The 20,753-nt window shown below is 39.9% G+C and carries 18 protein-coding genes; 1 reads left to right on the forward strand and 17 read right to left on the reverse strand.

What is annotated here, in order from left to right; genetic code table 11:
• Positions 1-277 precede the first annotated feature (277 nt).
• The 14 genes from FIU87_RS10805 to FIU87_RS10870 all read right to left on the reverse strand — a co-directional run bounded on the left by FIU87_RS10805 (position 278) and on the right by FIU87_RS10870 (position 15,471).
• Positions 278-1,429: a homogentisate 1,2-dioxygenase gene (locus FIU87_RS10805; RefSeq protein WP_152444604.1), complete on the reverse strand. Its 1,152-nt coding sequence runs from the start codon at positions 1,427-1,429 to the stop codon at positions 278-280.
• Between the two features lie 10 nt (positions 1,430-1,439).
• Positions 1,440-2,351, reverse strand: a complete 912-nt coding sequence (locus FIU87_RS10810; RefSeq protein WP_152444605.1) for a fumarylacetoacetate hydrolase family protein — start codon at positions 2,349-2,351, stop codon at positions 1,440-1,442.
• A gap of 18 nt (positions 2,352-2,369) precedes the next feature.
• A complete protein-coding gene (locus FIU87_RS10815) occupies positions 2,370-2,978 on the reverse strand; it encodes a flavin reductase family protein (RefSeq protein WP_152444606.1) in 609 nt (202 codons plus the stop codon).
• Positions 2,979-2,984: 6 nt separating this feature from the next.
• Positions 2,985-4,085 (reverse strand): histidinol-phosphate transaminase, encoded by a 1,101-nt coding sequence (hisC, locus tag FIU87_RS10820; RefSeq protein ID WP_152444607.1) that lies wholly within the window; start codon positions 4,083-4,085, stop codon positions 2,985-2,987.
• Positions 4,086-4,136: 51 nt separating this feature from the next.
• Complete coding sequence (gene hppD / locus FIU87_RS10825; protein WP_152444608.1) at positions 4,137-5,255, reverse strand: 4-hydroxyphenylpyruvate dioxygenase; 1,119 nt, start codon at positions 5,253-5,255, stop codon at positions 4,137-4,139.
• A gap of 121 nt (positions 5,256-5,376) precedes the next feature.
• Entirely contained in the window at positions 5,377-6,813 is a 1,437-nt protein-coding gene (locus FIU87_RS10830) for a dihydrolipoyl dehydrogenase family protein (protein ID WP_152444609.1), read from the reverse strand.
• Complete coding sequence (locus FIU87_RS10835; protein ID WP_172971030.1) at positions 6,814-8,040, reverse strand: dihydrolipoamide acetyltransferase family protein; 1,227 nt, start codon at positions 8,038-8,040, stop codon at positions 6,814-6,816.
• Positions 8,041-8,053: 13 nt separating this feature from the next.
• Positions 8,054-9,049, reverse strand: coding sequence for an alpha-ketoacid dehydrogenase subunit beta (locus tag FIU87_RS10840; RefSeq protein WP_152444610.1), 996 nt, complete (start codon positions 9,047-9,049; stop codon positions 8,054-8,056).
• Positions 9,049-10,113 carry a pyruvate dehydrogenase (acetyl-transferring) E1 component subunit alpha gene (gene pdhA, locus FIU87_RS10845; protein ID WP_152444611.1) on the reverse strand — a complete coding sequence of 355 codons (1,065 nt, stop codon included), beginning with the start codon at positions 10,111-10,113 and terminating at the stop codon, positions 9,049-9,051. Before pdhA ends, FIU87_RS10840 begins: the two co-directional genes overlap by 1 nt.
• Positions 10,114-10,131: 18 nt before the next feature.
• Positions 10,132-11,268, reverse strand: coding sequence for a Leu/Phe/Val dehydrogenase (locus FIU87_RS10850; protein ID WP_152446514.1), 1,137 nt, complete (start codon positions 11,266-11,268; stop codon positions 10,132-10,134).
• A gap of 170 nt (positions 11,269-11,438) precedes the next feature.
• Positions 11,439-12,233, reverse strand: coding sequence for an ABC transporter ATP-binding protein (locus FIU87_RS10855; protein WP_152444612.1), 795 nt, complete (start codon positions 12,231-12,233; stop codon positions 11,439-11,441).
• A complete protein-coding gene (locus tag FIU87_RS10860; RefSeq protein ID WP_152444613.1) occupies positions 12,211-13,233 on the reverse strand; it encodes an ABC transporter permease in 1,023 nt (340 codons plus the stop codon). The genes FIU87_RS10855 and FIU87_RS10860 overlap by 23 nt, the downstream gene beginning before the upstream one ends.
• A 24-nt stretch (positions 13,234-13,257) precedes the next feature.
• Positions 13,258-14,259, reverse strand: coding sequence for an ABC transporter substrate-binding protein (locus tag FIU87_RS10865; protein WP_152444614.1), 1,002 nt, complete (start codon positions 14,257-14,259; stop codon positions 13,258-13,260).
• 264 nt (positions 14,260-14,523) lie between these two features.
• On the reverse strand, positions 14,524-15,471 hold the full coding sequence (locus FIU87_RS10870) for an NAD(P)H-dependent flavin oxidoreductase (protein WP_152446515.1): 948 nt from the start codon (positions 15,469-15,471) through the stop codon (positions 14,524-14,526).
• A gap of 83 nt (positions 15,472-15,554) precedes the next feature.
• On the opposite strand from FIU87_RS10870, the gene FIU87_RS10875 reads away from it, so the two are divergent.
• A complete protein-coding gene (locus tag FIU87_RS10875; RefSeq protein WP_152444615.1) occupies positions 15,555-16,073 on the forward strand; it encodes a gamma carbonic anhydrase family protein in 519 nt (172 codons plus the stop codon).
• Between the two features lie 310 nt (positions 16,074-16,383).
• Here the strand turns inward: FIU87_RS10875 and FIU87_RS10880 are convergent, their stop codons facing one another.
• From FIU87_RS10880 to FIU87_RS10900, 3 genes are all read right to left on the reverse strand, one after another.
• Positions 16,384-16,599 carry a PF20097 family protein gene (locus FIU87_RS10880; protein WP_152444616.1) on the reverse strand — a complete coding sequence of 72 codons (216 nt, stop codon included), beginning with the start codon at positions 16,597-16,599 and terminating at the stop codon, positions 16,384-16,386.
• A 795-nt stretch (positions 16,600-17,394) separates the two neighbouring features.
• Entirely contained in the window at positions 17,395-18,063 is a 669-nt protein-coding gene (locus FIU87_RS10895) for an ABC transporter ATP-binding protein (RefSeq protein ID WP_152444618.1), read from the reverse strand.
• A gap of 13 nt (positions 18,064-18,076) precedes the next feature.
• Positions 18,077-20,620, reverse strand: a complete 2,544-nt coding sequence (locus FIU87_RS10900) for an ABC transporter permease (RefSeq protein ID WP_152444619.1) — start codon at positions 20,618-20,620, stop codon at positions 18,077-18,079.
• Positions 20,621-20,753 lie beyond the last annotated feature (133 nt).

A 20,753-nucleotide genomic window follows, 5' to 3' on the forward strand; every position in this document is an offset into this window, starting at 1 on the left:
AATTAAACATATCAAATAGAAAAACTGGGCAATTTTTCATTAATGAGGATAATGCCTTATGTAACAATGGAACTCCATGTTTCTTTCTAACACAAAACTACCACCATTTTTCCATAAAAATGAAAGATGTATAAATTATACTAAAAAAAAGATATTGACAAAGTTTGAAAAGCAATAATATATTACAAAGTGCTCAATTTGTATTACAAAAGTTACATAAAATCACGAAAGAAAAAGGAAAAAGCTCCCATATTGTAGTTCTTTGGGAGCTTTTTTCTTATTTCTCTATCCAAGTAAACATATAGTTTTTATCTTCTATTCCCGTTGCACTCTTCACTACTTTCAATGGCTTAAACGTATCAATCATTACCGCCAGCTCTAATGTTTCTTTTTTACCGATACTTGCCTCAGTTGTGCCTGGGTGAGGTCCATGAGGGATTCCCGATGGATGAAGAGTGATGGAACCTTCTTTTATACCTTTTCGACTCATGAAATTGCCGGCCACATAGTAAAGCAGTTCATCACTATTTACATTACTATGGTAATAAGGTGCTGGAATGGCTTCTGGATGATAATCATAAAGTCTAGGTACGAAGGAACATACGACAAAATTATGCCCTTCAAAGGTTTGGTGAACAGGAGGTGGCTGATGCACTCTGCCTGTAATTGGTTCGAAATCTTCTATATTAAACACCCATGGATAGAGATAACCATCCCAACCGACTACATCTAGAGGATGATGTCCGAGGATATGAGAATGCATTAGTCCTCTTGATTTTGTTAAAACTTCGAATTCCCCTTTTTCATTGTATGTTTCAAGTGTCTCTGGTCCTCTAAAATCACGTTCGCAAAATGGACTGTGTTCAAGGAGCTGACCATATTCATTCCGATAGCGCTTAGGGGTTGTCATTTGACTAAATGCTTCAACAATCAACATTTTTGTTTCTTCATTTGGTATAACCTTATAGATCGTACCAATGGGGATTGTTACATAATCTCCTTTACGGTAAGTAATTGTTCCAAACATCGTTTCCACAACACCAGAACCGTAATGAATAAATAAAAGTTCATCGCCGTCTCCATTTCGGTAATAGCTCTTCATCTCTTCAGTAACAAGTGCTGTACCAATTAAAAGGTCGTTATTCCCTAAAAGATACTCTCTAGCGTCAAGAGCATTTCCTCTTTTTTCAATAGAAGGAGTAAGAAGGTGACGATGATTTAACGGACTGTCTTCTTCATATTGAGGTAAGTAGCTACCAATCAGTTCCGATTTCACTACTTCTGTTGGGAGAAAGTGGTGATAAAGTATGGATTGTGTACCTGAAAAACCTTTCGTCCCCATTACCTGCTCCCGATACAAGGTACCATCCTCTTTTTTAAACTGTGTATGACGTTTTTGTGGTATTTTCCCTAGCGATCGATAATACATGATCTCACCTCTATTTTATCGTGTTTTTTAACGTGCCTAATTCGGTAATAGATAATGCTATTTCGTCTTTTGACCGTAACCACCGATGAGTTTCTGTTCCTAGTTCTAATATACAACCGGTCCCTACTGTTCCTGAGCCAATCACTTCACCAGGGTATAAGGTTACACCACTTGATGCCCGTTCAATCATTTCTGCAAAGCTATAGTAGATGCTAGCAAAATTACCTTCTGAAATTTGCTTTCCATTAACAGAGGCTGTCATTTTCAAGTTATAGCCTTTAGAGGTTTTATAAGGCTCCAACTCATCTTTTGTTACCATGCATGGGCCAAGAGATGTTGCAAAATCCTTTCCCTTAGCTGGTCCTAACCCTACCTTCATTTCCTGTGCCTGAAGGTCCCTTGCACTCCAATCATTCATAATGCAATAGCCGAAAATATATTCCTCTGCATCCTCAGCTCGTATGTTTTTGCCTTCTTTCCCAATGATGCATGCTATTTCTAATTCGAAATCCAAACGCTCGCATCCTGGTGGAATATCGATTACCTCTTCCGGACCCCTTACTGCTAAATGATTAGTGAAGTAAAAAACGGGAATATCATACCATTCTGGAACAACGTCTAATCCTCTCCTGGAACGAGCTGTTTTGACATGTTCTTCAAACGCATAAAAATCTCTGATGCTGACAGGTCTAGGTAATGGAGCAAGTAATGTGACAGTATCAAAAGGATAGCTTTTAGTTAAATGAGGTTCGGAGTAGATCCGTTTTATTTCGTCTTGGTACGTATCGTACGCTTCTATGAAGGATTGCATATCCTTTGGCACTCTGCCATTAGTAGCTTCATGTAGATCGATAATGAAGTTCTCCTTTATCATTCCTAACCTACAATCTCCAGACGTATTTATAAATGTAACGTATTTCATCCCGAGCTACTCACATCCCTATTTCCTAATAAGTTCAAACATATCACTGACAGATCTTGAATAAATGTTTCCGGCCATCCGTCCAACTGGGTTTAATTTTTTGGTATCTATTTTTCCGTCATAATAAAGCTCATCATGGACATGAATCATTTCCACTTTACCAATCACAAGGCTCCCTGCTCCTGCCTCTTCCCCAAAATGGAGAACCTGATGGAGACTGCATTCTAATTGAACAAGACTCTCCTTTACCCGAGGTGGAGTTATGACTAGACTCTCTACCTTTGTGAATCCGGATTGTTCGAATTCATCTATTTCACTAGGAAATTCAGTGGCAGTAACATTCATTTTCTCAACGATTTCTTCACTGACAATATTTATCACGAATTCCTTAGTTTCTTCTATATTAACAAGCGTATCTTTTTTGCTCCCATCCCTGCCATTTCTCATCGGTGAAAAACAAACTAGCATCGGTTCTGCACTAATGGCTGTGAAAAAACTAAATGGTGCAATATTGGTTACACCAGCTTTATTAATAGAAGAAACCATCGCGATGGGTCTTGGAAGAATGGAACCTATCATTAATTTATAGGCGTCTCGCCAAGGCAGACTGCTGGGTTCAACATTCATCTGAAGTTATCCCCTTTCTCCGACTTTTTTTAATGCTTCAATAAAATAACGGTTATCATCCATGGAACTGATGGTTACTCGAATGCTTTCGGGATATCCTAATGCAGTGCCTGGCTTTACCATGACTCCAAGTTCTAACAGTTGATCGGCAATTTTCTTCCCATCCTTTCGCACATGAATCATGATGAAATTTGCTTGTGTTGGGAAATAGGTATAACCCAGTCGATCTAGCTCAAATTCGATAAAAGCCTTTCCTTCTTCATTTCTTTTCAAGCAATCCAGCCTAAATCCCTGATCTTCAAGGGCCATTACTGCTGCAGATTGGCCAAGCTGGTTGACGTTGAAAACTTCTTTTACCTTCGTAAGTTCATGGACGATGAATGAATCCATAATCCCATACCCTACTCTTAGTCCAGCTAGACCGTATATTTTGGAAAATGTACGTAAAATAACGAGATTGGCAAATTTATTAAGGAAAGGGACAGAGGAAAGATATTCATTACTCGTTGCATATTCATAGTAAGCTTCATCTAAAATGACGAGAACATTTTCCGGTACTCTTTCTATAAAGGCTATTAACTCCTCTTTACCAACAATCGTACCTGTCGGGTTATTAGGATTGCAGATAAAGACCATTTTGGTATTGCTAGTTATCGCTGCGCTCATGGCAGATAGGTTGTGAACTCCATTTTCGAGCGGTATTAAAACTGGGATCCCACCTTCTATGGAAACATTCGTTTTATACCTTGGAAAGGTAATCTCCGCCATGATCGCTTCTTCTCCAGGATTTATAAACGCACGAAGTAAGAGACGGATGATTTCATCTGATCCATTGCCTATAAAAACTTGCTCTTGTTTCACCTGTAAGTACTCTGCTAGGTTCTTTGTTAATAAGCTAGCAGAGCCATCTGGATACGTGTAAATTCGCTCTAAATTCTCTTTAATTTGCTCTTTCACTAAAGGGGAACAGCCAAAAACATTTTCTATTTCAGACATATTTCTTATTAAGGGAATTCCAAGTTCTAACTGAATATCATGAATGCTTTTTCCCAAAGGATAGGCAGCAATATTCTGTAAGATTTTACGGCTCTCAACTTTAACTGCCAAATTCATAACCTCCCTAATAGAAAAGGAGGGAGCAGCCTCCCCCCTTTTTGCTTACAAATTGCCTCTTAATTCCTGTTCTCTTTCAATCGATTCAAATAATGCTTTAAAGTTTCCTTCGCCAAACCCTTTGGCACCTTTTCTTTGGATTACTTCAATGAAAAGAGTTGGACGGTCAACGATAGGTTTCGTGAAGATTTGTAATAAATAGCCTTCATCATCACGATCCACTAAAATACTTAATTCACGTAGCTTAGCAATTTCTTCATCAATTTCCCCTACGCGTTCAGAGAGCATTTCATAGTACGTATCTGGAGTATTTAAAAATTCAACTCCATTTTCTTTTAACGTACTGACTGTTTTTACGATATCCTCAGTCAGGATGGCTATATGCTGAACACCAGGGCCATTATAAAACTCTAGGTATTCTTGAATTTGTGACTTCCTTTTCCCTTCAGCTGGTTCATTGATTGGGAACTTTATTCTTCCACCGTTATGCATTACCTTGGACATAAGTGCGGAATATTCCGTATTAATATCCTTATCTGTAAAATGGGTCATTTCCTTAAAGCCCATCACTTTTTCGTAATATGCCACCCATTCTTCCATCTGTTCGACATTTCCAACAACGTGGTCGATCCCAATAATGCCTGCATCTTTGACAGGTGTGGAATTTTTGTATTCCTTAAACCCAGGCATGAAGACACCTTTATAATCCTTGCGCTCCACTAACGTGTGAATCGTATCACCATATGTACCAATAACCGCTTTTTTCAGGCTTCCATTTTCGTCTGTATGAACCTGTGGCGGGGAAATTGCAATTGCTCCTCTTTCAACAGCCCCATTGTATGCCGCTTCTACGTCTTCCACTACAAGCGCAATATCTTTTACACCGTCACCGTGTTTTTTCACAAATTCGGATACTTTTGTTTCTTGTTTTAATGAACCTGTAATAACAAGACGGACATTTCGTTGCTTTAATACATACGAAACACTTTCTCTGTTTCCTGTTTCAAGTCCAGAGTAAGCAATTGGCATAAACCCAAAGGTAGTAGCAAAAAAGTGCATTGCTTGTTTTGCGTTACCAGAATAAATCTCTAAATAATCTACATCTTTTACTGGAAAAACTTCTTCCACCTGATCCTTTTGAAGCACTGCTTTTTCAACGTTCATCAGAAGACCTCCCATATTATTATAAAATTTTTACTATTCTAATATTCAATATAAGCGATTGATTTTCACGTTGGCAAGAGTACCATTTAAAGCTAAAATGCTTTGACGCGAGAAAGCGCTATCAAGTTGCTGTAACCTTTTGCTTTTTTACTTGTGGTGGTTTGTGAATCGCTTTATCTGTTGTATCCTCTACTGATTCTAGCAAACACTCATTTAAGCTTGGATGTGGATACAACGGGAACAACATGTCCTCCTCTCTTGCAACCATTTCCAAAGCAAGGACCCCTGAACTGATTTGTTCCACTGCATGCGATCCAATAATATGCATCCCTAGAAGTACATCTGTTTCTTGGTCGGAGATGGTTTTAATGACTCCTGCTTTCTCCCCAATAATGGTTGCATACCCATTTGACTGTAGTGGACTCTCACCAATCTTCACCTTATATCCAGCATCTATTGCAGCATGTTCAGTTAATCCAACTGTAGCAATGGGAGGAATGGTTTGCAGTACCCGAGGGAGAAACGTTAAATCATAAACTGTATTCATACCACTGATATTTTCTGCGGCCACTTTCCCTTGTTTGATCGCTTTTACTGCTAAGGCAGGCCCCGATGTGATATCACCTATTGCGTAGATGTTAGGTACATTGGTTTGACAACCTTCATTAATTTCTACAAATGAGCGGTCATCTAGATTCACTCCAGCACGATCTAATCCTAATGTAACTTCTTTGGGTGCTCTTTCTTCTGCAACATAAACATGAGAGCTTGTTAATTGTAGAGTAGAGTTGGCCTTATCTTTACAGTTAATTTCATACTTGTCACCTATCTCCTCGATGGTTGGTGGCTCTGATAACTTAATAACTTTTATTTTTTGTTTTTTCAGTTGCCTGTTCAGTTCTTTTGTCAGTGAACTATCAAAGGAAAATTCGTCTGAATTCGGCGGCAAAAGAATGGTCACAGATGACCCGAAGCTATTAAAAGCCGTTGCAATTTCAAGCACATAATCATCATTTCCATAAAGAATTAGTTCATCTGGAAGCTCATCTAAATTCCACATCGTTTTAGGAGTTAAAGTTTTAGTTTTTGTTTCAAGGATTGGCTTTCTCGGACAGCCTGACGCAATAATGGCATACTGATAGGTAAAGGTGTCATATTGATGTCCATTTTCCACGCCAATTTTTCCTTGTGCTAAGAAGGAAGCCTCTCCTTCAATAATTTCAATCTTGTTAGCTTTACAAAGAGCTTCAATTCCCTTTTTTAATGTGTTAATGGTTTTATGTTTATGTTCTTGTAACACGTCAAGGGCGAAGACTACCTGATCTATTTTCATTCCAAGATTTTTAAAACCATGTAATCGCTCAAAATTTTGCGCTGCAGCAGTATGTAGCTTGGAGGGGATGCAGCCTTCATGCAGACACAATCCACCTAATTGTTTTTTTTCAATAAGTGTTACTTGTAGCCCTAGCTGGGCCGCTCGTATTGCGGCATGATATCCTCCAGGTCCCCCGCCAATAATGACAACATCTCTTTCTTGTGATAATTCTCCAACTACCATTTACACCAGCTCCATCATTAATAAGTTTGGTTGTTCTAGAAGTTGACTCAGTCTGTTTGTAAAGGCTACCGCCGTCGCGCCATCCGCTACACGGTGGTCAAAGGACATGGAGATGTTCATCATGGAACGAATAACGATTTCATCCTGATCATTTACAACCGGACGCTTCTTCGTTTTGTGAAAGGATATCAACGCGACTTCTGGATGGTTGATAATTGGGGTGGCCCCAATACTTCCACCAAGAGGACCGACATTGCTAATGGTAAAGCTACCTCCTGAGATGTCTTGCATCGATAACTTGTTTTCTTGCGCTCTTCCTGTTAGATCTTTGAGGCTTGCATGGATCTCACGCAGTGATTTAGCTTCGACATTTTTGACAACAGGTACGATTAAGCCCTCTTCTGTATCGGTAGCGATTCCAATATGGTGTTCCCTAATTAGTTCAATCGTTTCTTCTGCTTCGTTCAATCTCGCATTAAAAATTGGGTAATCCTTTAAGGCTACCGATATGGCCTTTAGGAAAAAGGCAGTAGCCGATATAGTAGCTTGATTATTTTTCCAAGCTGCTCTCATTTCCAAAATATTTGTAGCATCCACTTCTTCAAAATGTGTGCAATGAGGTATGGTGCGAAGTGATTGTGCCATCTTGTGAGCAATTTGTTTTCTTCTTCCCCGAAAAGGAATAGTTTGGGAAGTCTCTTTTGGTAAAGTAGTTGTGGATGAAGCGCTCTTTTGTGGAACAGATTTTTCTTTTTCGGTTACTTCTGGTGATTTCTCTTCATTTGAAATAAAACGGAACACATCCTCATCGGTAATTCTTCCACCCGGTCCTGTTCCTTTCACTTCTTCAATATTGACACCAGCTTCACGTGCTATTTTTCTTGTGTAAGGTGCAGCCATAATACGAAACGTTTTTGTCGATGCTGTTGGTTTAGAAGCAGATAGATTAGTAGTTTCAATGACTTTTTCGTCCTCAGCTTTGTTGCTGCTTCCATCTGATTCCATTAGAAAAATCGTCGTCCCTACTGGTATCGTTTGCCCTACTTCTACTTTAATTTCTTTAATCACACCTGCAGCAGGTGCTGGAATTTCTGCTGTCATTTTATCTGTTTGTACCTCAACTAATGGTTGATCCGGCTTTACTGAATCCCCCGATTTAACGAAAAAGGTCAACACATCCGCCTGTGTCATTCCTTCGCCAATATCATGAAGCTTGACCTCAATCATATAGATGGACCCCCTAAAAGTTCATTACTTTTTTCACTGCAGCGATAATTCTTTCTTTTGTAGGAAGGTAATAGTCTTCAAATCCGAAGTAAGGTACTGGGACATCAAACCCAGTGACTCGTTCTGTTGGTGCTTTTTGAAAAAGAAAAGAAGTTTCATTAATAATAGCCATCACGTCCCCACTGACGCTCGTTTGTGCATGTGCTTCATGAACAATGACGGTTCTTCCTGTTTTCTGTACAGATTCACTTATGATTTCTTTATCGATTGGATACAAGCTTCTGAGGTCAATAACGTCACACGTTATTCCGTCTGCTTTCAACTCCTTAGCAGCCTGCATGGCGACAGGAATCATGGCACCCCAAGCAATAACAGAAACATCTTCCCCCTCTTGACATCGTTTTCCTTTTCCAATTTCCACCGTATAATGACCTTCCGGTACCTCATCTCTTACAGATCTGTAACAACGCATGGGTTCTAGAAAAAGAACAGGATCAGGGTCTTCAATAGCCGCAATTAACAAACCCTTAGCATCATAAGGATTTGATGGACAAACCACCTTAATACCAGGCATATGTGTGAACAAAGCTTCGGTGCTATCAGAATGAATTTCTGGTGCTCTAACACCTGCTCCATATGGTGCCCTAATGACCATGGGGACTGTATAATGACCCATCGTTCTTGCTCTGATTCTCGAAGCATGAGTCATAATCTGCTCATAGGCTGGATAGATAAATCCTAAGAACTGAATTTCTGCTACAGGTTTAAACCCATTTACAGCCATGCCAATTGCTGCTCCAATAAAACCTGCCTCACTAAGAGGTGTATCAAGGACGCGTTCTTCCCCATGCTTCTGTTGTAGGCCGTCGGTTGCACGGAAGACTCCACCATTAACACCAATGTCTTCTCCCATCAAAAGAACATTTTCGTCAAGGGAAAGCATGGTATCTAGACCATCTGTAATTGCCTGAACCATCGTTAGTGTTTTCGTCTTTACTGCCGTTTCCATTATGCTTCACCTCTTAGCACTTGAAGAAGTTCTTTTTTCTGTTGCTGTATTCCCCATGTAGGTTTTTCAAATACATAATCAAACATATCTGCTGGATTCGCTTTCGGGAAATTCTCCATTTCTATAATGGCTTCATCTATTTCTTTAGAAAGCTCTTGTAACAATGCGTCTTTTGCCTCTTCATTTAACCAGCCATTCTTATTCATAAATCTTTCTAAACGGAGAATAGGATCATTTTCTCGCTTTTGTTCACTGTCCGTTTGATTCCTATACTTTGTTGGATCATCCGCTGTTGTATGTGCGCCATATCTCCATGTAAGTGCCTCTATCAATGTTGGTCCATCACCATTTCTAGCCCGTTCTACTGCCTTTAGAGTATAAAAATAAACAGCAAAAATATCATTTCCATCTATACGCAAACTAGGAATATCATAAGAAAGCCCTTTTTGTGCAATCGTTTTTGTTTTCATTTGTTTGGTAAGTGGGACAGAAATGGCATATTCGTTATTTTGGTTGAAAAACACAACAGGTGCTCCTAAGACACTGGCAAAGTTTAAGCCCTCATGAAAATCACCCTCTGAAGTTGCTCCATCACCAAAATACACGATACTGACATTATCTGTTCCCTTTCTTTTTTCTGCATAAGCTGCTCCAACTGCATGAGGAAGCTGGGTAGCGATAGGGATTCCTGGTGGAAACACTTTTTTTCCATTTGCAGGGATGCAGCCTTCATTTCTGCCGTTCCAGAAAAGGAGAATATTTAACAGAGAATGACCAAATGTCATCGTTGCACCATGATCTCGGTAGGTTGGAAACATCCAATCGTCGCTCCCCAAGGAAAGCGCACTCCCTACCTGGGAAGCCTCCTGACCTTCAAAAGGTGCATAGGTACCTATTCTTCCTTGACGCTGAAGGCTAACCGCCTTTTTGTCAAACATGCGGATACGTTGCATATGTCGGTACATCGTTTTACCAAGCTCTTCTGTAATTTTCGATTCATAGTCTTTATCAATAATATTTCCTTCATTATCCATTATTTGATGAATAGGAAAATGATCTAACATCGATTTCCCTCCCTTTTGTTAAACTCTTACTGACCATTTTGGTCGTTTGGAATGGCTGAAAAAGCTATTTCTTCTGCTTCTGTCGACAAGTCTTTGTTCACAGAAATTGTTTGCAGCTTCGACTGTCGTGATATTCATTTTATCTGCTTCTTTATATACATCCATTAAGGAATTGTAAATTGCCATCGTTTTTCTCAGTACTCTTTCCTTATTCGGCTCATAAAGCTCATCCGCTACTTGGATAAGTCCACCGGCATTGACAATATAGTCAGGTGCATAAAGTATTCCTTTTTCCTGAAGCATCGCACAATGATGATTTTCCAACAGCTGGTTATTAGCAGAACCAACCACCGCTTTCACTTTTAGCTGCTCAACTGTCTGGTCGTTAATGATGCCACCCAATGCACAAGGGATAAAAATATCAGCCGCTACTGAATAAATTTCATCTCCAGCAACCACCTTCAAACCAGCACCCATTTCCCTTGCTTTAAGTTGGAGATTTTCTATTGCTTCCTCATTAATGTCGGTTACGTATAAGTCAGCTCCAGCTTGCAAAAGCTGATCAGCAACCTTCGCCCCAACTTTTCCTAGCCCTTGAATGGCATAGCTTTTTCCGTAGAGATTTTTAGATCCCCAAAGTGTTAGATTCGTAGCTTCTATTCCATAAAGAACCCCTTGAGCTGTCGGAACAGAGGAATCACCACTGCCTCCATACACTTCATCGACACCAACAATACAATTGGTTTCTTTGAGTGCATGAACGAAGTCTTCTGGAGAAGTCCCCATATCAGTACCTGTATAAAAACGTCCATTTAAGGATTCGACAAATTGACCAAATGCCCGGAAAAGCTCCGGTGTTTTGTCTTTTTTCGGGTCACCTATGATGACTGCTTTTCCTCCACCAAAATCCACATCTGCCGCGGCACATTTATAAGTCATGCCTTTGGAAAGCCTTAATACATCATATAATGCCGCATCTACTGATTGATAAGGCTGCATGCGGCATCCACCAAGTGCTGGACCTAATGTTGTGTTATGTATGGCAATGATAGCTTTTAACCCTGTATCAGGATCGTTACAAAAAACCACTTGTTGATGTTGTTGAATTTTATCGAACATATCGAGCCCCCCAACTACAGAAGTAAGCGTTTTCATATTTGTCAAAATAACCACCCTTTAATCTGTTTTTTTCTATGAAACGTATAACGTTTATTTAACGCTATCATATCATTCCGTTAAATAAACAGTCAATAAATTGCAGAAATTTTATAAATAATCGAATAATAAAAAAGCGGAAAGGATTCTTATCCATTCCACTTAAAAACCTAACTGAGCAATGCGCGGTCATTGGTCATCTTTTGACCTCTGATTCGTTGAAATTCAGCTAGTAGCCTCTCAATTGTGAGCGTCTTTTTCTCTTCTTCCCCAACTTCTAAAATAATTTGACCCTTGTCCATCATTATTAGTCTATTTCCAAGATCAAGAGCCTGCTGCATGTTATGAGTCACCATAAGAGTAGTTAGGCCTTTATCTGCCACAATTTCTTTTGTAATGTTCGTAATTAGTTCAGCTCTGGCAGGATCTAATGCCGCCGTATGCTCATCTAAAAGCAAGATTGCTGGATTTGTGAATGTTGCCATCAGTAAAGATAGAGCCTGCCTTTCGCCACCTGACAACAATCCTACTTTAGCCGTCAATCTGTTTTCAAGACCGAGATGAAGGGACTCGAGTACATCTTTAAAGTAGGTTTTTCTTTTTTTCGTAACCCCGAGCTTTAATGTTCTTGTTTTGTTTCTGGAAAATGCCATGGCAAGGTTTTCTTCAATGGTCATGGAAGGTGCTGTACCAGCCATCGGATCCTGAAACACTCTTCCTATATATTTGGCACGCTTATGCTCTGCCATATAGGTTACATTTTTCCCATCAATCTCAACAGCACCTGTATCAGGTGTTAACACGCCAGATACCATGTTCATCATCGTGGACTTACCTGCCCCGTTACTACCGATGATGGTCACAAAATCTCCCTTTTTCAGTGAAAGATTGATAGAATCTAGCGCATTTTTTTCATCTAAAGTTCCCTCATTAAAAACCTTGTTAATCTGTGTTAGATGCAGCACCTTGATTCCCCCCTCCTGTTGAAGTGGCAAGACTTTGGAGCTTAAGCATCTTTTGCCTTTTTCGCCGCTTTTCTTTCCAGCCTTCTATCAATTTAGGTGTAATAAGTGCGAGAACAACGATAGTGGCTGTGATGATTTTCAAATCGCCAGTTTCTAAAAATTCCACACGTAGTGCTAAGGTAATCACCACTCTGTAAATAATCGCTCCTCCAATAACAGCAAGGGTCGTTCTGGCAATCGTTTTTGTACCAAAAATCGCTTCACCGATGATGACAGATGCTAAGCCAATGATAATCATCCCGATTCCCATTCCAACATCTGCATACCCACCGTGCTGAGCAATTAATGCTCCAGAAAAAGCAACCATTGCATTAGAGAGACCCAGCCCTAAAATAACGAGGCCATTCGTATTTGCGGAAAGACTGCGGATCATCCGTTTATTATCACCTGTTGCTCGCATGGCAAGGCCAACTTCTGTTTTCAAAAACCAATCTGTCACAAATTTAATAGCAAACGTGACGATTAGCATCACAAAAATGAAACCCCAAGTTCGTGGAAGAAAATTCTCTAATCCGATAGAAATAAAGAGATTATTGATAAATGGATCAATGCCAGTCGCATTCCACCAATCTCTCACCCCTGTAAAGAACGTTTCACTGTTTAATAGAGGAACATTGGATCTCCCCATAATTCTTAGGTTAATAGAATACAGTGCAATCATCATCAGTATTCCTGAAAGCAAGGCATTGATTCTTCCAAACGTATGTAGTACACCTGTTAAACACCCCGCAAGAAAACCTGCTACCATTGCCACCATCGTGGCCATGAGTGGACTTTGACCATTCACGATCATCGTAGCAGCCACTGCCGCACCTGTAACAAAACTACCATCTACCGTCAGGTCCGGAAAATCAAGGACCCTAAAGGTTAAATATACCCCCAGGGCCATGATTCCGTAGATGATTCCCAATTCGACTGAACCAAAAATAGCTGTAACCACGTCCGAATCATCTCCTTCATTTATTTATTTACTTTCATCGTGAAATTCTGCAATCTCAGTCCATTCTTCCTTAATTTCTACCCCTTGCGCTTCTGCAGCGTTCGTATTAATGACTAGCTTGAGATTTTGAGGGTAAGCAACAGGAATTTCAGAAGGCTTCTTTTCCCCTTTTAAAATTTGCACTGCCATTAGGCCTGTTTCATAGCCAAGATCATAATAACTGAATCCAGATGCTGCCACAGCACCAAGCTTCATCGAATCAAGCTCTCCAGCAAACAAAGGGATTTGTTCATTATTTGCAACACCCACTACAGTCTGGAATGCAGAGACAACCGTGTTATCCGTTGGGATATAAATGGCATCTACTCTACCGATGAGTGATTCTGCTGCCTGTTGAACTTCTGCTGATGTGGAAACGGATGCTTCTACTAAGCTCGCGCCTTTCGCTTCAGCTAGTTCTTTAATATTTTTCACCTGTACAACAGAGTTTTGTTCTCCAGCATTATAAAGGACACCGATGTTTTTTGCTCCGATTTCATCGACAATAAAGTTAATTGTACTTGCAATCGCATCTGGATGTGTATCAGATGTACCCGTAATGTTTTCTCCTGGTTTATCAAAGGAGGCAACAAGCTCTGCACCTACAGGATCCGTAACGGAAGTAAAAACAATTGGAATTTCCTTTGTTGCTTGCAAAGCACTTTGTGCACTTGGAGTGGAGTTGGCAAAAATCAATTCCACTTCATCTGCCACAAATTTGTCTGCAATTGTTTTGTTGTTATTGGGATCTCCGCCGGCAACTTGAACATCAAATTTAACATTCTCACCTTCTTTATAACCGTTGTCCTCGAGGGCTTTTTTGAAGCCATCAAAGGCCGCATCGAGTGATGGATGCTCCACAATTTGTGTTACACCAATCACAATTTGTTCCTTAGAATCTCCCCCTGTAGCGTCTGTTCCACACCCTGCAAGCAAGGCCACACAGGCTAATGAAGCTAACATAGATTTCACTTTAAACCGTTTCATCCTAATCCCCCTTATATATTTATCTGCAAAAGGTAGAAAACCAATTACAGGTGAAACCGCATACAAAAAATGTCAATCCTATGATGATAATTAAAACTTTCGTAAATTTATCGTTATATTACCACTTGTTTTAAAATAGTGTCAATATATTCGAAAAATTTAAATAAGTTTATTATTTTAGTATAAATACGAGATTAATAGCTAAAATCCTTCTCTTAGTGTTACAGAATTTAAAAAAGAGACCCATTAAAGGTCTCCTGATTGTTATATAAGCGATGATGCTCTATTTAACTGTTCTTTCGCTTCTTTTACCATTGATTCAACTAGTTCCTGAACTGTTGGAATGGTGGTTATGGCTCCTGAGATTTGCCCTCCATTAATAAATCCATTTTGTAAATCGCCCTCCATTGCTCCACGTATATGCTGAATCTCTGTGGTAAGATTGTTGAAGCCCTCTAGGTCAATTCCTTCTTTTTCTTTTTGTAGAAGTAGATGTGCATATGGGGTTTGTAACACTCTTCTCACACGCCCAACCGATCTCCCAACAATCACTGTTCCTGAATCGTCAGCTTGGAGAATCATATTTTTATAGTTTGCATGAAAGGGAGCATCCTTTGTCGCAATAAGTCTTGTTCCCATTTGTACTCCTTGGGCCCCTAATGAAAGCGCTGCTGCCAATCCACGACCATCCCCTATTCCCCCAGCAGCCGCAACTGGTATTTCCACCTTTTGAACAATTTGAGGAATCAGTGTCATCGTGGTTGTTTCAAGATTAGAATTGATTCCTGCAGCTTCATAGCCTTCTGCAACAAGTATATCGGCTCCAGCATTTTCGGCTTTTTGTGCTTGTTTTGGTGATGCAACCACACAAATTACTTTTATACCATTCTCTTTTAACTTAGGAATTAATGGAGCTGGGTTTCCAGCAGAAAGAGACACAACTGGTACTTTATGCTTGATGATGAGCATTAGAATGTCTCTCGTAAATGGAGAGACAGAAATTGCTACATTTACTGCAAATGGTTTAGTCGTTTTATTTTTCGTTTCAAGAATAATCTTCTCCACTTTATCGGGAGGCATGGTCCCCGCACCAATGGTACCTAATCCCCCTGCATTAGATACAGCAGCCGTAAGTGTGGCATTACTGATATTCCCCATCCCACCTTGAATAATGGGAACCTCTATTTGTAAGATCTCTTTTAAGTTGTTTATCATTTCTTTCACCCCTCGTAAAAATAATGTTATACTAATTATAAAATTTAGACAATATCTACATTTACATAGGAGGGAATGCAATGTTATATCCATATGGTGGAAAGAAGCCTCAACTCGACCGTTCTGTATTTGTTGCACCAGGAGCTAGAATTATTGGCGATGTGACAATAGGTGAAGAATCTACAGTTTGGTTTAATGCTGTACTGCGCGGTGACGAGGGTCCAATTACAATTGGTAAAAGATGTAGTATACAGGATAATGTGACCGGACACTTATATGAGGGGTTTCCTTTAGTGATTGAGGATGAAGTGACTGTTGGACATACTGCCATTCTTCATGGTTGTACGATCCGCAAACGCTGTATTGTCGGAATGGGTTCAACAATTCTTGATGGTGCTGATATTGGGGAAGAATGCATAATCGGTGCGAATACCCTCATTCCTCCTGGTAAGAAAATACCTCCCCGTTCCCTTGTAGTTGGTTCACCAGGAAAAGTCGTTCGGGAGTTAACGGAGAGAGATTTGGAACTTATACAGATGTCCATTGATACCTATGTTCAAAAGGGAAAGGATTATCAATTGGAATTAAAAGAAGTATAGACTATACCCACCGGGCTGATATCGATTCAGCTCGGTATTTTAGTAACGATAATTATGTTATGTAAACAATACAGTTAGGCTATAGTAAAGAAGACGAGCGACACAAAAGTCCTTAACATTTAGGAGTATGTGTCATTAGCTTATTTCAATAAAGCGCCACTTATATCTATTTATTTATACTCTCCAAAGAGATTCGACAAAGAGAAGTACTGCCCGATATTTAAGTATTTAAAGTACGATCACCCTATGCAGCTATCGCTCCTAGATTGTTTAAGATAGTATGGTTATTAAGCTCTGCTTATTTATATCATTATTTTTTATATTCAAATACAACTAAATTACAGTTTTCACATCTAAATGCTGGAGTTTTACTAATTTGAAAGATTGCATCTTTTATTAATATTTCACTCTCTAAATCAGCGATGATTGAATCAGACGAATCTGACCAACAAATTCTGCGAGGAGAAAAAATATATCCCCTCTTCCCCTCATTACTGCATTTAGGACATTTAACAAATTCGTTCATAAATGGTTACCCCTCCATTTTCTCTTTTATGTATTCCTAATCCAAGCAACCTCCCCCATTAACACAAAGGGAATTTTCTTCTTCTACAATCGCTCCAATTTCATTAATAAGTACTATTGAAAAGACTCTCCCATCTTAACTAATTGGTCTTTACTCACTTCATTTGGTGTTAATTTATAATTAGTTTTTTTAAGTAAGATCTTCATCCCGCCAAGTAAGAATGCTTTTGCCAGAATCATTAGAAAAAAATGTTTCTTGAAGTGTGGTCCTTTATAAACTATTAATATAATATCCTATCGCCATAAACAAAAAGAAACTAAATGTCATAACTAGATTAAGGAAAGCAAGTATATAGTTCTTACCATAGAGGCTGAAAGCAATTCCTATTGGACCTATAATAAATGTGCACATCCAAAAAGGACTAGCAATATGAAAAAATATATTAGGAATCCAGAGCAATAGACAAATAATAAAGCAAACTATAGACCATCTTTTCAAAAAGATTACTCCTTTCAAGCTTATCCCCTTTTCCATGAACGATGACCGATTTTGAGGCGACATTGATATCTTCACGACTAAGTTTAACAACTTCGCCTTATCCCAAACTTTCGACAAATTCTCCTTCACTCTCCTAGTTTACATCGACTAGAAAGTAGGGTTTATACGATTGTTGAATACTCGCTTTCATTACTTCTGAAACTGCTCTAATCGTTGAATAGCAATGTAATTATCCTCACCATTCAAAAAAGAAGAATCCCCCTTACTCTTATGGAATAAGAAGGATAAAAAAGTGTGTCAACTAATTAGATCAACTATTTTTCCATCCAAGAAATGAACGATTCTTTCAGCCCGATCTGCGATGGTTTGATCGTGTGTAATGAGAATGACGGTGACGCCGTCTTTATGAATTTCCTCTAGTAGCGAGATGATGTGATGGCTGTTTTCTGAATCAAGGTTTCCTGTTGGTTCATCAGCAAGTATAATGGATGGTTCTGTCACTAGTGCTCTTGCAATGGCAACACGTTGCTGCTCCCCGCCTGACAGACGGGAAGGCAAATGATGGATGCGGTGCCCAAGGCCTACCCTAATTAACGCTTCTTCCGCTTTAGATCTTATTTCTTTATTAGAAAAAAACTTAAGCAACGGCATCATCACATTTTCTAATGCGGTGGCAGAAGATAATAACTGAAACTGTTGAAAAATATAGCCTATTTTTTCAGATCTGATTTTGGCTAGCTGGGCTTCCTTTAGTTGATGAATCGGCTGTTCCTGAATCCAAATCTCTCCGTTATTAATGGATTCTAACCCACCTATGGCATGTAATAGAGTGGATTTTCCTGAACCAGACGGGCCGGTAATGGCAACATAAGAACCCTTTTGGATAGATAGGTTGACACCTTTTAATATATTCAGCTTTTCATGGTCCAGCTTGTAATGCTTTTCGACATCCTTTAGAATTATCATTTCTTCCCACCTCCTAAGCTGCGTGTTGATCTTTTACTGTTCCCTTCATATCAATGAATCTTGAAATAATGAACGTGCACAACAAAAACAGGCCGATAGATACTAAAATGGCTAAACCATAAATCCAAAGCGGCAAGGATATCTCTGTCCATGCATAAATTGCCCAGAAGGCACTCAGCGAACCGACCATGGACCCTGTCAAAGCAATGAAACTAGCTTCCAGCCCTAAGAATAGTTCAATTTGTTTTTGTGACCATCCAATGGAGCGCATAATAAAGAATTCCTTTCTCCTCTCGGCTGCATTAAGATAAAGGAGGAAAAAAATGCTTACGATGGTAAGAGTTAATCCCCCGAAAATGAACATCTTCTGATAGGATTGAATCTCCAAATCTATCGTTTCCCCAAGCACACTCAAAAACAGAAAATCAGACATTCCTTGCTGGGTTGCAGTAAAAAGAATACCGATAAATAGGGTTAGAGACAAGGAGCCTGCTAGCAAGCCGAATCGCAATGGCCTTCTCATTACTTGATGGAACACATATGTGCCAATGCTATTTATCGCTAGTAGTCCTCCCCCGCGCCAATGACCATTTTCCCCTGAAACACTGGCTCGTGGAGATTTACTCAACGCTTTTCTGCTACCAGTTACATATCCAACCGAAATAATGAAAATAAATATCCCCCATATGAGAAGGAAGTCCAAGGCTCCTAACAGCTGAAAGTACAGGTCAGCAAAGACGATGGAAAGCAAGCCCACGGAGCTGAGTGCCACAATTTCAAAAGCCAAACTAATCATAATCTTCTTTCGGGGCCAGCCAATCGAACGCAATGTCGAGAATTCTGTTGCGCGCTTTAAAAGGCTGTGGGTGATGGTCGTGTAGATGAAAATAAAGCAGATGATGAGCAGATAGAGAAATAGCCATTTGTTAGTCTCATTCATCTGCTTTTCGATGCTCCAGTTTACCCCCTGCTGCTGCCAGGCTTCCTCTACGGTCCCAACCTCGCCTTCCGCTGTACCTTCGAGTTCGATATGGACTTTTCCACCGGCAGAGCCAAGCATGATTTCCACATGGTGTCCCGTTTGTTCCATGATTTCTTGAGCGACCTGCTCTATTTTCCGCTGGCTCTCCTCAGACCTTTCCTCCACTCCCTCTACTAAAACCCTTACGGATGAAAGTGGTGGCGTGTTTTGATAATAATATTTTGCTACTTCAATAGAGGTAAGCAGGTCCGGTGCTCCCGGATAGTAGGCACTTTTTAACGGTATCGGAATCAATGGAGTGGGCTCGACAGATTTCCCCGCTCCATCTTTCAGGATCGTGCTGTGATGAGGGGTGTAAATATCGACCGGATCCCCTTCCTCCCAAGAGGTTTCCACCACAGGCTTAATTTTTGCTGCATCATAATAGCCAATAATGTTTGGTGTGACTTGCATGTCCTCATCACCATATTTTTGACGATAGCTAGGAAAGTCGATGGTAAATTCCGCGAATTCTGGCGGTGGAAAACGCTTAGCTGTAACGGTCGGAATCGTGTTCGCCCCGGTAGTTTTCGTTTCGTATAGCAACGGGCTGTACTTATACAAGGTCGAATAGGTGGAATAGGGCACAGGATTTTCTTGAATATTGTATTTATCAATGAACAGCTCTACCTTCTTATTTTTCCACTTCTCCGAATAGGTAGGAAGACTAATGGAAGCGATCGTTTCCCGTGGTAGATTATATAAGTAGTTCTCCACTCCTCCACTCAAATCTTGCTCCATGACAGTATCAGGAACCTTTATCCGACTAACCTCAAAGGACTCCTCCACAGCATATCCTTGATTTCGCAACGCCAAAAAAGGAATATGCGGCAAAAACTCCCCTCGCTTTATCGTCTCATTCAAGAGAGAAAGATCCACATCGGTGCTTTCTGAGAGCTGAAACAAACGCTCTTCTGCTTCTGGATCAATGGCAACCACCAACAATTCATTGGGATAGCGAAAATGAGTACCTGGTGGAACTTGGATGCGGAAGCCTTCTGGAATGTTCTTTTCTTCATTAAAACGCTGAAACAGCAGCGAATCTTCCATTTCAGGCTCATAATAATTGGTCACATATTCTTCTGTATGAAAATGATATTCCCGCAACCCATCAAAAGCCTTCTTCTCTCCCTTGACTATATAGAATTCACCAGGAATGGCATCTTCGGCTTGCACATTTAAAAAGTCACCCTGATAAAAACCAATGATTGCTAGTGGCGCGGCTGTTTCCACACCAGAAATCCCGCGAATCACCTCTAGATCTTCTAGTGACATGCCCCCGTAGCTGGCAATATTCGATTGTGGTGGCACCCAACCACCTTCTAGAGCCCTTTTCTCGCTCACTTCCTTAGGTAGTACCAAGATATCGTATTGATATCTCCAATGCTCCTCTAGGTTCTTGTTCGCAGTCAAAGTCATTTGATCAGATACGGCCAATGCACCAATATAACCAAATCCAACAACATTTAAGATAATGAATATAACAAAAAACAAAATAGCTCTTTCTCTAAAAGAAGATTTTATGTAATGAAACATGACTAATCCCTCCGATTGGTTGGGAGTTAATACTTCTATCTAAAACAATAATTCTATGTTATTGAATTGGACAGGTAGAACCATCTGAAAGAAGTCTATATTGTTGAGTAACCTAATTCCAATTCCCACCTAT

The sequence above is a fragment of the Bacillus sp. THAF10 genome (assembly GCF_009363695.1).
Taxonomy (GTDB): domain Bacteria; phylum Bacillota; class Bacilli; order Bacillales; family Bacillaceae_I; genus Sutcliffiella_A.

What these genes read in the sequence shown, in the direction of transcription:
- FIU87_RS10805 (WP_152444604.1), bottom strand. Translation starts at nt 1,429, where the DNA reads ATGTATTATCGATCGCTAGGGAAAATACCACAAAAACGTCATACACAG.
- FIU87_RS10850 (WP_152446514.1), bottom strand. Translation starts at nt 11,268, where the DNA reads ATGAAAACGCTTACTTCTGTAGTTGGGGGGCTCGATATGTTCGATAAA.
- FIU87_RS10875 (WP_152444615.1), top strand. Translation starts at nt 15,555, where the DNA reads ATGTTATATCCATATGGTGGAAAGAAGCCTCAACTCGACCGTTCTGTA.
- pdhA (WP_152444611.1), bottom strand. Translation starts at nt 10,113, where the DNA reads ATGTTAGATCATTTTCCTATTCATCAAATAATGGATAATGAAGGAAAT.
- hppD (WP_152444608.1), bottom strand. Translation starts at nt 5,255, where the DNA reads ATGAACGTTGAAAAAGCAGTGCTTCAAAAGGATCAGGTGGAAGAAGTT.
- FIU87_RS10865 (WP_152444614.1), bottom strand. Translation starts at nt 14,259, where the DNA reads ATGAAACGGTTTAAAGTGAAATCTATGTTAGCTTCATTAGCCTGTGTG.
- FIU87_RS10880 (WP_152444616.1), bottom strand. Translation starts at nt 16,599, where the DNA reads ATGAACGAATTTGTTAAATGTCCTAAATGCAGTAATGAGGGGAAGAGG.
- FIU87_RS10810 (WP_152444605.1), bottom strand. Translation starts at nt 2,351, where the DNA reads ATGAAATACGTTACATTTATAAATACGTCTGGAGATTGTAGGTTAGGA.
- FIU87_RS10895 (WP_152444618.1), bottom strand. Translation starts at nt 18,063, where the DNA reads ATGATAATTCTAAAGGATGTCGAAAAGCATTACAAGCTGGACCATGAA.
- FIU87_RS10835 (WP_172971030.1), bottom strand. Translation starts at nt 8,040, where the DNA reads ATGATTGAGGTCAAGCTTCATGATATTGGCGAAGGAATGACACAGGCG.
- FIU87_RS10840 (WP_152444610.1), bottom strand. Translation starts at nt 9,049, where the DNA reads ATGGAAACGGCAGTAAAGACGAAAACACTAACGATGGTTCAGGCAATT.
- FIU87_RS10900 (WP_152444619.1), bottom strand. Translation starts at nt 20,620, where the DNA reads ATGTTTCATTACATAAAATCTTCTTTTAGAGAAAGAGCTATTTTGTTT.
- FIU87_RS10815 (WP_152444606.1), bottom strand. Translation starts at nt 2,978, where the DNA reads ATGAATGTTGAACCCAGCAGTCTGCCTTGGCGAGACGCCTATAAATTA.
- FIU87_RS10830 (WP_152444609.1), bottom strand. Translation starts at nt 6,813, where the DNA reads ATGGTAGTTGGAGAATTATCACAAGAAAGAGATGTTGTCATTATTGGC.